The sequence below is a fragment of the Allobrachymonas wangyanguii genome (assembly GCF_045055315.1).
GTDB classification, from domain to species: domain Bacteria; phylum Pseudomonadota; class Gammaproteobacteria; order Burkholderiales; family Burkholderiaceae_C; genus Brachymonas; species Brachymonas wangyanguii.
The window spans coordinates 1427302-1440498 of sequence record NZ_CP173677.1; the positions used below are offsets into that span (position 1 = coordinate 1427302).

Annotated in this window: 7 protein-coding genes and 1 riboswitch; of the genes, 2 read left to right on the forward strand and 5 right to left on the reverse strand. The window is 65.4% G+C overall.

Annotated features, from left to right (window positions below; genetic code table 11):
• Window positions 1–73: 73 nt before the first annotated feature.
• From purL to ACI3EV_RS06960, 5 genes are all read right to left on the reverse strand, one after another.
• Window positions 74–4120, reverse strand: a complete 4047-nt coding sequence (gene purL, locus ACI3EV_RS06940) for a phosphoribosylformylglycinamidine synthase (protein ID WP_329771615.1) — start codon at window positions 4118–4120, stop codon at window positions 74–76.
• Window positions 4121–4223: 103 nt separating this feature from the next.
• Window positions 4224–4997, reverse strand: a complete 774-nt coding sequence (locus tag ACI3EV_RS06945; protein WP_337691241.1) for an ABC transporter ATP-binding protein — start codon at window positions 4995–4997, stop codon at window positions 4224–4226.
• A complete protein-coding gene (locus tag ACI3EV_RS06950) occupies window positions 4994–6022 on the reverse strand; it encodes an iron ABC transporter permease (protein ID WP_329771613.1) in 1029 nt (342 codons plus the stop codon). The genes ACI3EV_RS06945 and ACI3EV_RS06950 overlap by 4 nt, the downstream gene beginning before the upstream one ends.
• 8 nt (window positions 6023–6030) lie before the next feature.
• Window positions 6031–6930 (reverse strand): ABC transporter substrate-binding protein, encoded by a 900-nt coding sequence (locus tag ACI3EV_RS06955; RefSeq protein WP_337691243.1) that lies wholly within the window; start codon window positions 6928–6930, stop codon window positions 6031–6033.
• Between the two features lie 6 nt (window positions 6931–6936).
• Window positions 6937–8976 (reverse strand): TonB-dependent receptor, encoded by a 2040-nt coding sequence (locus ACI3EV_RS06960; protein ID WP_337691245.1) that lies wholly within the window; start codon window positions 8974–8976, stop codon window positions 6937–6939.
• 143 nt (window positions 8977–9119) lie between these two features.
• A riboswitch (cobalamin riboswitch) is annotated at window positions 9120–9389 on the reverse strand.
• Between the two features lie 115 nt (window positions 9390–9504).
• Here ACI3EV_RS06960 and map point away from each other — a divergent pair.
• Together map and glnD are read left to right on the forward strand one after the other, a co-directional pair.
• Window positions 9505–10323, forward strand: coding sequence for a type I methionyl aminopeptidase (map, locus tag ACI3EV_RS06965; RefSeq protein WP_329771610.1), 819 nt, complete (start codon window positions 9505–9507; stop codon window positions 10321–10323).
• 27 nt (window positions 10324–10350) lie between these two features.
• Complete coding sequence (gene glnD / locus ACI3EV_RS06970; RefSeq protein ID WP_337691248.1) at window positions 10351–13179, forward strand: [protein-PII] uridylyltransferase; 2829 nt, start codon at window positions 10351–10353, stop codon at window positions 13177–13179.
• Window positions 13180–13197 lie beyond the last annotated feature (18 nt).

Genomic DNA, 13197 nt, shown 5'->3' on the forward strand with positions numbered 1-13197 from the left:
TCCCCTAAAACAGGACGGGCCTGCAGGATATAACCTGCAGGCCCGTTGGCTTTTCAGCGTCAGCTGCTGTGGATCAGCCGACCCACTTGCGGGCATTCACCCACAGCTGCATCCATGGGCTGAAGCCGGTCTTGTCACCTGCCAGCGCCGGGTCGATCCAGCTCATCTGCAGCGGACGGAACACGCGCTCCGGGTGCGGCATCATGGCGGTGAAACGGCCATCGGCGGTGGTGACGGCGGTCAGGCCGCCCGGGCTGCCGTTCGGGTTGAACGGGTAGGTTTCGGTCGGCTGGCCATGGTTGTCCACGTAGCGCATTGCCTTGTGCACCTGGGCGTGATCGCCCTGCACCGCGAAGTTGGCAAAGCCCTCGCCGTGCGCCACGGCGATCGGCAGGCGGCTGCCGGCCATGCCCTGCAGGAAGATGCTGGGCGAATCCAGCACCTCGACCATGCTGTAGCGCGCCTCGAAGCGGGCGCTCTGGTTGTGCGTGAAGCGCGGCCAGTGCTCGGCACCGGGGATCATGCTGGCCAGTTCGGCAAACATCTGGCAACCGTTGCAGACGCCCAGCGCGAAGGTGTCATTGCGCGCAAAGAATGCGGCAAAAGCGTCACGCAGCACCGGGTTGAAGGTGATGCTGCGCGCCCAGCCCACGCCGGCACCCAGGGTGTCGCCGTAGCTGAAGCCGCCGCAGGCGACCACGCCCTGCACCTGGGACAGGCTGACGCGGCCGGCCTGCAGGTCGGTCATGTGCACGTCCAGCGTGTCGAAACCGGCACGGTCGAAGGCGTAGGCCATTTCCACGTGCGAGTTGACGCCCTGCTCGCGCAGCACGGCTACGCGCGGACGGCTGGTGTGCACAGCCGGGGCTTCGGGCGTGAAGGTCAGGTGCATGTGCATGCCCGGATCCTTGCGGTCGCCGGCGGCACGGTGTTCGCTGTCGGCACAGGCCGGGTTGTCGCGCTGCTGGGCAATCTTCCAGCTCACGCTGTCCCAGACCTGGTGCAGGTCTTCCAGATCGGCAGCAAAAATGTTCTGCGCATCGCGCCAGATCGTCAGCTGGCCCTTGCCGGCATCGACTTCGGAGCTTTCGTTGCGCACATTGCCGATGAAATGGCTGCAGCCACCCAGGCCGTGTGCATTCAGCACCTGCATCACCTCGTTGCGGTCTTCCTTGCGTACCTGCAGGATCACGCCGAGTTCTTCGTTGAACAGCGCCTTGAGCGTTTCCTCGTGGCGGCGGCCCGATGTCTGCTGTGCCCAGTTCTTGGCTTCGCCGCTGTCCAGGCGGCTGTCGCTGACGCCGTCGCCGTGCGCCAGCAGCATGTCCACCGTCAGCGCCACGCCGACATGGCCGGCAAAAGCCATCTCGGCCACGGCGGCCAGCAGGCCACCGTCGCTGCGGTCGTGGTAGGCCAGGATCTTGCCCTGTGCGCGCAGGGTGTTGACGGCATTGACCAGGTTCACCAGGTCTTTCGCCTGGTCCAGGTCCGGCACAATGTCGCCGCCCTGCCCCAGTACCTGGCTCAGGATGCTGCCGGCCATGCGCTGCTGGCCACGACCCAGGTCGATCAGCAGCAGGCGGGAATCGGGAACGTCACGGTCCAGCTGAGGCGTGAGCGTGCCACGCACGTCCTGCAGCGAGGCAAAGGCGGTCACGATCAGGCTGACCGGCGATACCACCTTGCGTGCCTGTGCCGCGCCTTCGGCAGACGGATCCTGCCATTGGGTGCGCATGGACAGCGAGTCCTTGCCGACCGGAATCGAAATGCCGAGCTCCGGGCACAGTTTCATGCCGACGGCTTCTACCGTGCGATACAGCGCGGCATCTTCACCGGCTTCGCCACAGGCTGCCATCCAGTTGGCGGACAGCTTGACGCGCGGCAACTCGATCGGGGCCGCCAGCAGGTTGGTGATGGCTTCGGCCACGGCCATGCGGCCGGAGGCCGGGGCATCGAACACCGCTAGCGGCGTGCGTTCGCCCATGCTCATGGCTTCGCCGGCAACGCCGGCAAAGTCGGCCAGCGTCACGGCCACGTCGGCCACCGGCACCTGCCACGGGCCAACCATCTGGTCGCGGTGCGTCAGGCCACCAACGGCGCGGTCGCCGATGGTGATCAGGAAGCGCTTGCTGGCCACGGTCGGGTGGCTCAGCACCTGGATGATGGCCTGCTGCAGGTCCAGGTCGCCGGTATCCAGCGGCATGCCCTGGTGCGTGACGGTCTTGACGTCGCGCTGCATCTTCGGCGGCTTGCCCAGCAGCACGTTCATCGGCATGTCGACCGGCAGGTCCTCATCGACGATGTCGCCACTGTTCAGATCGACCGCGCCCACATGCAGGTGGCGCTCTTCGGTGGTAACGCCGACCACGGCAAACGGGCAGCGCTCGCGCTCGCACAGGGCGCGGAACTGCGCCAGGCTTTCCGGCGCAATCGCCATCACGTAGCGTTCCTGGCTTTCGTTGCACCAGATTTCCTTGGGTGCCAGGCCGGTTTCTTCCAGCGGCACGCTGCGCAGGTCAAAGCGCGCACCGCGGCCAGCATCGTTGACCAGCTCAGGGAAGGCGTTGGACAGGCCGCCGGCACCAACGTCGTGGATCGCCAGGATCGGGTTGGCTTCGCCAAGCGCCCAGCAATGGTTGATCACCTCTTGCGCACGGCGCTCGATTTCCGGGTTGCCACGCTGCACCGAGTCGAAGTCCAGGTGCGCCGCGTTGGCGCCGCTGCTCATCGAGCTGGCCGCACCTCCGCCCATGCCGATGCGCATGCCGGGGCCACCCAGCTGGATCAGCAGCGTGCCGGGCGGGAATTCGATCTTGTGCGTCTGGCTGGCATCGATGCTGCCCAGGCCACCGGCGATCATGATCGGCTTGTGGTAGCCCATCTGGCGCACCTGCACGCCGTCCTGCGTACGGCTGACGATGGTCTGCTCGTATTCACGAAAATAGCCGGTCAGGTTGGGACGGCCGAATTCGTTGTTGAAGGCGGCGCCACCCAGCGGGCCTTCGGTCATGATCTGCAGCGGGCTGGCGATGTGCTCGGGCTTGCCGCCCGGCTGGTCGCTCATGCCGCCCCACAGCTTCGATACCGTAAAACCGGTCAGGCCGGCCTTGGGACGCGAGCCACGGCCGGTTGCACCCTCGTCACGGATCTCGCCGCCGGCGCCGGTAGAAGCGCCCGGGAACGGGGAAATCGCGGTCGGGTGGTTGTGCGTCTCGACCTTCATCAGCACGTGCTGCAGCTTGTCCTGGCCGCGGTAGCGCATGCCCTGCTCGGTGGATTCATCGGCCATGAAGCGCAGGCTGGTACCGCCTTCCATGATGGCGGCGTTGTCGGAATAGGCGACGATGGTGTGCTGCGGTGATACCTTTTCGGTATTGCGGATCATGCCGAACAGGGAGTGCGGCTGCGCTTCGCCATCGATGGTGAACTCGGCGTTGAAGATCTTGTGGCGGCAGTGTTCGCTGTTGGCCTGCGCGAACATCATCAGTTCAACGTCAGTCGGGTTGCGCTTGAGCTCCTGGAAGCCCTGCAGCAGGTAGTCGATCTCGTCGTCGGCCAGGGCCAGGCCCCAGTCGCGGTTGGCCTCCTCCAGCGCGGCACGGCCACCGCCGAGCACGTCCACATGCTCCATCGGCACCGGGTCCAGGTGCGTGAACAGGCTGTTGGCGGCATCCAGCGTGGGCAGCACGCTTTCGGTCATGCGATCGTGCAGCAGCGCAGCGATCTGCTCCAGCTGGCCGTCCTTGAGCTTGCTGCCCTCGAGCGCATACACGGTGCCGCGCTCGATGCGGCGCACGCTGGCGGCATCAGTCAGGCCGCAGTTGCGCGCGATATCGGTGGCCTTGGAAGCCCAGGGCGACACGGTGCCGACGCGCGGCGTGACGACGATGCTGGCCAGCGGCTTGTCGGCGGCATCGGCCGGCTCGCCATAGGTCAGCAGCTGTTGCAGCGCCTGCTGGCTGGTCGCATCCAGCGGCTGGTCGCTTTCAACCCAGTGCATGAACTGGCCAGTGATGGCACGCACGCCGGGAGCGATCGCCTGGATCTGGCTCAGGAGTTGCTGGGAACGGAAATGGGTGAGAGCGTTGCCGCCCTCGAAACGGGTAATGGTTGTCTGCATGGAAATGAGAGGCAACAGGCAGCTGATGTAAACCGCCATTGTAATCGGCGGGCATGACGGGTGGGCGCTTCGTGGGCATTCCCCACGGGCTTGTGCCGGTGCTTCAGGTCAGCACTTCCCAGGGCACGATGCAATCGGCATCGAGCTGCTGCAGGCGCAGCGCCTGCAGGCCGAAGACCTGGCGCAGCAAGGTATCGTCCAGTACCTGCGACGGCTGGCCGTGCGCCTGGATGCGGCCCTGCTGCAGCACGCAGACCTGGTGGCAGAAGCGCGAGGCCAGCGTCAGATCATGCAGTACCACGGCAATCGCCATGCCCTGCCCCGCCAGCTGGCGCAGCAGGCCCATGATCTGCAGCTGGTGTGCCGGGTCCAGCGCGGCCAGCGGTTCGTCGGCCAGCAGGATTGGCGTTTCGGTCGCCAGCGCACGCGCCAGCAGTACGCGGGCACGCTCGCCACCGGACAGGGTTTGCACATTGCGTATGGACATGTGCTGGCAATCGGTCAACTGCATGGCGCGCTGGATGGCGGCTTCGCCACTGGGCCGTTCGGCATCGCCATGCGGCAAGCGGCCCAGCGCCACCACGTCGGCCACCGGCAACGGCCAGTGCACCTGCTGGCCCTGCGCCAGATAGGCAATGTGGCGCGCGCGTTCGCTGGCCGACCACTGTGCCAGCGGCTGCTCCTGCAGCAGGATCTGGCCACGACTGGCCGGTGCCATGCCGAGCAGCGTGCGCAACAGGCTGGTCTTGCCGGCTCCGTTGGGGCCGAGAATGCCGAGCAGCTGGCCGCTGCGCAATTCCAGCTCAATGTCGTGCAACAGCGTACGCTTGCCGGCTTCCATCTGCACGCCCTGCATTTGCATCATCACGCTGCTCATGCCGACCTCCGGTGCAGGCCCAGGATCAGTGACAGGAAGAACGGCGCGCCAATCAGGGCGGTGAGCACACCAAGCTTGAGCTCCTGGCCATCGTTGTAGGCCAGGCGCACGCCGATATCGGCCAGCAGCAGCAGGATGGCCCCGGCCCAGGCCGATACCGGCAGCAGCGCCGAGGGATCGGCCTTGACCCAGGGCCGCATTACATGCGGCGCCACCAGGCCGACAAAGCCGATGCTGCCCGCTACCGATACCGCTGCGCCCACGCTACAGGCGGTGCCGGCCAGCACCAGCAGGCGCAGCTGCGGCAGGCGGATGCCCATGGTGTGCGCGGTTTCCTCGCCGAGCGCCAGCGCCTGCAGGCCACGGCGCGATTGCCACAGCAGCAGCAGGCCGAGCACGATCAAGGGCACGCCCAGCGCTACTTCGCGCATGCTGCGATCCGCCAGCGAGCCCATCATCCAGAATACGATTTCCTGCAGCGCAAAGGCATTGCGCGACCAGTTCATCACCAGCGCAATCAGCGCGCTGCACAGCGCGGAAATCGCCACGCCAGCCAGGATCAGGGTGGTGGTGTCCTGGTTGCGCTGCGCCAGCAGCAGCACCAGCAGCACCGCCAGTGAGGTACCGGCCATGCCGGCCAAGGGCAGTGCCAGCGCAGTCATCTGCGCCAGCCCGGTATAGAGCGCAATTACCGCGCCCAGCGCGGCCCCGCTGGTCACGCCCAGCAGGCCGGGTTCCGCCAGCGGGTTGCGCAGCAGGCCTTGCAGCGCGGCACCGGACATGCCCAGCGCCGCCCCGACCGCCACGCACAGCACGGTACGCGGCAGGCGCAAATCCCAGAAGATGCGGCTCGGTACCCAGTCGCCAGCCAGCACGCCTTGCAGCAGGCGCAGCGGCGACATGTCCACGTAGCCAATCGTCAGCGACAGCAGGCATAGCGCCAGCAGTACCAGACCGGCCAGCAGCCAGCGGCCCATGGACCAGCGGGCCCAACCCGGTGCGGCAGAAAAATCGGAAACAGTCATGGCAGCGATTATCGGGCCTGGCGCTGCTGCGCCATGCGCGCCGCCGTATCCAGGCTCCAGGGGCCGCCACAGATAGTGGTGCGGGTCTGCAGGGTCAGGCTGTCGAGCGTGGTGTGTTGCAGCGCCGGGTGCAGCTGGTCACGTGGCACCACGCTTGGCATGTCGCTGGCGTAATCAGGCGTGAGCATCAGGTCCGGATGGGTGGCGACCAGCCGTTCCAGCGGCAGGTAGCCATAGCCGCTCAGGCCGGCCTCGACGCCGGCATTGCGGTAGCCGGCCAGTTCGATCAATTCGTTCATCAGCGTGCCCTGGCCGGTGCTGTAGCCTTGCCAGCTGCGCTCGGCCGCTACCGGCCATGGCGCGGATTGCTGCTGCGCTGCCTGTTGCAGCTGCTGCTGTTGTTGCTGCAAGGCCTGCACCAGCGCCCTGCCCTTGTCGGCTGCGCCGACGGCATCGGCCACCAGCGTGATCTGCTGCTGCACCTCGGCCAGGCTGTTGGCAAGTGGTACTTCCAGCACCGGAATACCAAGTGTGCGCAGCATGTGCGTGGTGTAGCGCGCCGTGTAGCGGCCCACCAGCACCAGATCCGGCTTGAGCAGCAGCACCTCTTCGGCATCGCCACGCACCACGGGCAGCGCGCGCGCCTGTGGTTCCAGTACCGACAGGCCGGGATCATGGGACAGCTTGCTCAGCGCCGAGATCCGATCCGGTTCCACCAGTTGCAACAGCAGCTGGTCGGTGCAGAGGTTGAGCGAAACGATGCGCTGTGCCTGCTGACTGGCTACTGCCGTGGTGCTGGCCACGGGTGCCTGCGGCTGGCAGCCCGCCAGTACCGCCGCTACGCAGCCTGCGGCCAGCCAGCGCAGGGCGTGGCGTGGCGTGAGGCGGCGCAGCAAGCGGGTGGGCATGCTCAATTACTTGAAGTCCCAGCGGTAGCCCAGGCGAATTTCGCGGCCGGGCATGTTGTAGTTGTGGACTTCCTCATAGTAGCGGTCAAACAGGTTGTCCACGCTCAGGCTGACGGTCTGGCGCTTGTCGATGGCGTAGCCCAGGCTCATGTCCCACAGGGTGTAGCCGCCGCGCTCCGCCTTGGACTTCCAGCTCTTGCCGTTGTAGCGGGCACCCAGGCGTGCATGCAGCTTGTCCCAGTCCCCCACCAGCGCGGCGCGCGCGGTGTTCTTGGGCACGTACTCCAGCGGCGACCAGACGTTGCCATTGCGCTGCTCGCTGCGGAAGCTGTGCGTGTAGCCCAGATCCAGGCGCAGGTTCGGGCTGAACTGCCAGTTGCCGACCAGCTCCACGCCGCGCATGCGCGCCTCGTCAGCGTTGCGCCAGCTCTTCAGGCCCGGGCTGACGTCATAGGCGACGATCTTGTCCTGGATGCGCGTGTGGTACAGCGTCAGGTCGGCGTTCCAGTTCTCGCGTTCGATACCGATACCGGCATCGACGCTGGTGCTGCTTTCCGGATCCAGATTGGCGTTACCGACGTAGGTGATCGGCACCGGGTACCAGTTACCGGCCGAGTCAACTTTCCAGTCGCTGCCGGAGTATTCGCCGGACAGCTTCCAGGCGCTGGGCGCACTGAAGCCCTTGCCCGCCGAGGCATGCAGGGAGATACCCGGCGACACTTCGTGCTTGATGCCGGCGCTCGGGCTGAACTGGCTGAAATCACGGCTTTGCGTCACGTTGCCCAGACCGTCGGTCGGCAGCGTGGACATGGTGATGCGGTCGTAACGGCCACCCACGTACAGATTGGTCTGGCCTTCGTTCAGACTGATGTTCTGTTGCGCATACAGGCCATGCGTCTTCAGCTTACTGTCCGGGTTATACGAGAAGGTCCACGGCGGCGTGCCGCTGCGCGCGCTGGCTTCGGTCTGGTTGTAGTCGTAGCCAAACACCAGCTTGTAGCCATCGGCCCAGTCCCAGGCATCCTTCAGCTGCAGGCCGTGCCACTTGATGCGCGAATCATAGGATTGCGCCAGGCTGCGGTCCGCTTGCAGGTCGTAGTTGATGTAGTTTTCCTTGCCGGTGTAGGCCGCGGCGGTCAACGCATGGTTGCCGGCTTCGCCCTGCAGCGTCAGGCTGTAGAGGTCACGGCTGGCATCCTTGCTGGTCTCGAACTGCTTGATCTCCGGATCGGGGCCGGGGTTCTGCACGTCATCGGCACGGAACAGGTCGGCACGCGCATCCAGTGTCCAGCCCGGTGCCAGTTCGGCACCCAGGCGCAGGCCGTGGCTGTGCTGCTTGTAACCGCTGAACTCCATGGTCTGGCCATTGCCGTCCTGGTAATTGCCGCGCTTTTCCCAGTTGCCAAAATAGTCAAAGTTCAGATTCTCACTGATGGCGCCGCCGATATTGGCATCGACCTGGCGCAGGTCATGGTTGCCGGCAGACACGCCCACACCGCCCTGGATCTCGTCGGTACGGCGCACCGGAATCACGTTGATCACGCCGGCCATGGCCTGCGAGCCATAGAGCGAAGATGCCGGGCCTTTCATGACCTCGACGCGCGACACGCCATTCACCGGCATGAAGCTGAGGTTGTTGTGCACAGCCGGAATGCCGTTTTGCAGCACCAGCGTCTGCATGCTCTCGCCGGTCATGGGCGAGCTCGGCGTAAAGCCGCGCATGCCAACCGAACCGCTCATGCCGGGATAACGCTTGATGTCGACATTGGTCGTCTTGCCCAGCAGGTCGGCCAGTTCACGGTGCGGCACGCGCTCGATTTCCTGGCGCGTCACCACCTCGATACGCTGCGGTGTGTCCTTGAGCGGCATGGGCGCACGTGCTCCGGTGACGACCACGCGATAGGGTTCGTCCTGGGGGCCGGCAGCAGCCACTTGCAGTGCCGGCTCGACGGCATCGGGCTGGACAGTTTCTGCCACGGCAGCGGCAACCGGAGTCAGGCAGATCAGCAGACCTGCCAGGCGAATGGAATGGGGATGGAGTTTCAAGGCCAGTTCTCGTATCAGTTGGCCGTGCTGCATGCGACGCGTCGGTTGTCGTGGCCGGGTGCCCGCATTGCCGGCACACCGCCCTACCGCCATGTCTGCTACCCCGCAGACGGCCAGGTTTGCGCCGCCATCACCCTGTCATGGCAGCTTGGTCAAACACAGGCCGGTATCCGGACTCGCAAGTCTTGATGCATCGCCTTCCCACTGCTTGAACCTGCGCCGCCTTGCACGACGCTGCCCAAGCCGGCAGTGGCTGCCATGCCTGTTGCATGGCCTGATGCACCCACACTCGCTTACCGTTGCGGGGGCAGTCCGGGCATTGTGCGGCTGGCGCACGCACCCGGTTCCCGTTTAACCTGCCAGCCGGATTCATCGCTTCCGGCATCACAGGCACCTGGGTCTTGGCGCCGGCATGGCGCCGGCAAGTATCGGATTGTAAATGCAAAGTGCCGGTTTGTCCGCTTGTTGCGCCAGCCCGACATTCCCCGCTGCCTGCGACAGGCTCGCATTCCTAGGATAATTGCGCCCATGAGCATCAAGATCCATACCCCCGAAGAAATCGAACACATGCGCGTTGCCGGCCGCTTTGCCGCCGAGCTGCTCGACTACATCGCGCCGTTTGTCGTGCCCGGCGTGACCACCAACGAGCTGGATCGCCTGTGCGCCGAATACACCACCTCGCGCGGTTCGGTGTCGGCACCGCTGAACTATGCCCCGCCCGGCCATACGCCCTACCCCAAGTCGATCTGCACCTCGGTCAACCACCAGGTCTGCCACGGCATCCCGAACGAAAAGCCGCTGAAGAAAGGCGATATCGTCAACATCGACGTCACGCCGACCACCAACGGCTGGCACGGCGACAGCAGCCGCATGTTCATCGTCGGTGGTGAATCGGCGGTACAGCCCTTTGTCACTCGCCTGTTGCGCGTCACCTACGAATCGATGTGGATCGGCATCCAGCAGGTCAAGCCGGGCGCGCGCCTGGGCGATATCGGTCATGCGATCCAGCAGCACGTGGAAGGCCATGGCTACAGCGTGGTGCGCGAGTTCTGCGGCCACGGCACCGGCCAGGAGTTCCACACCGAGCCGCAAGTGCTGCACTACGGCAAGCCCGGCACGCTCGAAGAGCTGCAGCCCGGCATGATCTTCACCATCGAGCCGATGGTCAACGCCGGCCGCCGCGAGATCAAGCAGGGTCCGGACGGCTGGGCCATCGTCACCAAGGACCGATCCCTGTCGGCGCAGTACGAGCACACCCTGGTCGTCACCGAGACCGGCTACGAGGTGCTGACGGTATCGCCCGGCATGCCGGCGCTGCCGGACTTCATCAGCTCGACCAAGACCTGATCCCACAACGCTCACCCGCTGATCCGCATGCCGCAGACCCTCGCCCCTCTCTCCCCGGAAACCCTGGCCAGTCTGCGTACCGGCTACCAGCAGGACAAGGAGGCGCTGTTTGCGGCGTTCTCGACCAACGCCGGACGCAAGCTGCGTGCCTTGCGCAGCGTCCATACGCTGTGGCGCAAGCTCACGCGCCTGACCGACCGTATGCTGTCCACGCTGTGGCGCGCACATGGGCTGCAGCGCGGCGGCCTGCTGCTGGCGGCGGTGGGCGGCTATGGCCGCGCCGAACTCTCGCCGCATTCCGATGTCGATGTGCTGATCCTGCTGCCCGACGGCGTGGATCTGGAGCAGGATGCAGACCTGAAGGAACGCGTGGAGCACTTTGTCAGCTGCTGCTGGGATGTGGGCCTGCAGATCGGCTCCAGCGTGCGCACCCTGCAGGAATGCATCCGTGAATCGCAGGCCGACATCACGATCCAGACTGCGCTGCTGGAGCGGCGCTACATCACCGGCTCGCGCAAGCTGTTCCAGCAGCTCAGCGCTGCCTATGACAGCGTGATGCAGCCCTACGCCTTCTACCTGGCCAAGACGCTGGAAATGCGCCAGCGCCACGCCAAGTACGACAACACGCCCTACTCGCTTGAGCCCAACTGCAAGGAATCGCCCGGTGGCCTGCGCGATCTGCACATCCTGCTCTGGGTGGCCAAGGCGGCCGGCTATGGCAACAGCTGGGACAGCATCTCGCAAAGCGGTCTGCTGACCGATTACGAGGCGCGCCAGATCAAGCGTACCTATGCCATGCTCGGCATGATCCGCAGCCAGCTGCACCTGGTGGCACGCCGCCATGAGGATCGCCTACTGTTTGACGTGCAGACCAGCGTGGCCGAACAGCTCGGCTACACCAGCCAGCCACGCACCACGCGCACCGGCCCGCAGCGCAACCCGATCCGTCCGAGCGAAGCGTTGATGCGCCACTACTACTGGACCGCCAAGGCGGTGGTGCAGCTCAACCAGATCCTGCTGCTGAACATTGCCGAGCGTCTGCGCGACAGCGGCCACACCTACGATTACGACCCGGCACCAGTAACCGAAGCCATGCGTGCGCTGCAGCAGCGCCAGCAGGACAAGGCCGCCGCAGCCGCCGAGGAGTCCTCGCCGCTGCAGCAGCAGGACGTGGTCAATCCGGTGGCCAGCACCGCACTGACGCGGCTGGACTACCTGCCGCGCCAGATCGATCGTCCGCGCCGCAAGATCAACGAGCGCTTTTTTGATACCGACGGCCTGCTCGATGTTGCTACTGATGACATCTACCAGCGCCAGCCGCACGCGATCCTGGAGACCTTTCTGGTGCTGCAGCGCGAAGTCGGCATCCAGGGCCTGTCGGCACGTACGCTGCGTGCGCTGTACAACGCGCGCGTGCTGATGGACAGCGCCTTCCGCCGCGATCCGGTGAACCGCCAGCAGTTCCTGCAGATCCTGCAGGCCCCCAGCGGCGTGACGCAGGCGCTGCGCCAGATGAACCAGACCTCGGTTCTGGGCCGCTACCTGTGGGTGTTCCGCAAGATCGTCGGCCAGATGCAGCACGACCTGTTCCATGTCTACACGGTGGACCAGCACATCCTGATGGTGGTGCGCAACGTGCGGCGCTTTTTCAAGGCCGAGCACGCGCACGAATATCCACTGTGCTCACAGCTGGCCGCCGGCTGGGATGCGCCCTGGATCTTGTCCACCGCGGCGCTGTTCCACGATGTGGCCAAGGGCCGTGGCGGCGACCATTCGGTGCTGGGCGAAATCGAGATGCGCCGTTTCTGCAAGACACACGGCATCGGCCAGGAAGACACCGAGCTGCTCGCCTTCCTGGTGCGCGAACACCTGACCATGAGCCAGATCTCGCAAAAGCAGGACCTGAACGATCCCGAAGTGATCACCCGCTTTGCCAGGCTGGTGGGCAACGAGCGCTACCTGACCGCGCTCTACCTGCTGACCGTGGCCGATATCCGCGGCACCAGCCCTAAAGTCTGGAACGCCTGGAAAGGCAAGCTGCTGCAGCAGATGTACCAGGCCACGCTGCGCGTGCTCGGCGGCCATATCCCTGATGCCGATGCGCTGGTGGAAGCACGCAAGCGCGAGGCGCTGATCGAGCTGGCTCGCCATTCCATGCCGCGCAACAGCCATGTGAAGCTGTGGGAAACGCTGGACGTGCGCTACTTCATGCGCCACGAAAGCGGCGACATCGCCTGGCACACGCGCCATCTGGCCCACTTGGTCGGCGAAGGCAAGACGGTGGTGCGGGCGCGCCTGTCGCCGCATGGCGAAGGCCTGCAGGTGATGGTCTACACGCCGGATCAGCCGGACCTGTTTGCCCGTATCTGCAGCTTTTTCGAGCGTGGCTCGTTCAGCATCCTGGATGCGCGCGTGCACACCACCAGCGACGGCTGCGCGCTCGATACCTTTCTGATGGTGACCACCATCATGCCGGAGCACTACCGCGAGTTCATCACCATGGTGGAAAACTCGCTGGCGCAGGCGCTGGAAAAGCACGAACCGCTGCGCGAACCCGGCCGCACGCGCCTGTCGCGCCGCGTGAAGGAGTTTCCGATCACGCCCTATGTGAAGCTGGCGCCCGACGAAAAAGGCCAGAACTGGCTGCTGACGATCAATGCCAGCGACCGCATCGGCCTGCTCTACCGCATCACGCGCTTGCTGGCCGCCAACGGTATCGGGCTGGAACTGGCCAAGGTCTCGACCATGGGTGAACGGGTGGAAGACACCTTCCTGATCCATGCGCCGGCGCTGGCCTCGACCCGCTTCCAGACCGAACTGGAGCAGCAGCTGCTGGCAGCAATCGATACCAACTGATGCCCGAGTTTGCTGCAT

Bases quoted from the DNA above. Each gene is read 5' to 3' on its own strand.
- purL (WP_329771615.1), bottom strand. From the start codon at position 4,120: ATGCAGACAACCATTACCCGTTTCGAGGGCGGCAACGCTCTCACCCAT.
- ACI3EV_RS06945 (WP_337691241.1), bottom strand. From the start codon at position 4,997: ATGAGCAGCGTGATGATGCAAATGCAGGGCGTGCAGATGGAAGCCGGC.
- ACI3EV_RS06950 (WP_329771613.1), bottom strand. From the start codon at position 6,022: ATGACTGTTTCCGATTTTTCTGCCGCACCGGGTTGGGCCCGCTGGTCC.
- ACI3EV_RS06955 (WP_337691243.1), bottom strand. From the start codon at position 6,930: ATGCCCACCCGCTTGCTGCGCCGCCTCACGCCACGCCACGCCCTGCGC.
- map (WP_329771610.1), top strand. From the start codon at position 9,505: ATGAGCATCAAGATCCATACCCCCGAAGAAATCGAACACATGCGCGTT.
- glnD (WP_337691248.1), top strand. From the start codon at position 10,351: ATGCCGCAGACCCTCGCCCCTCTCTCCCCGGAAACCCTGGCCAGTCTG.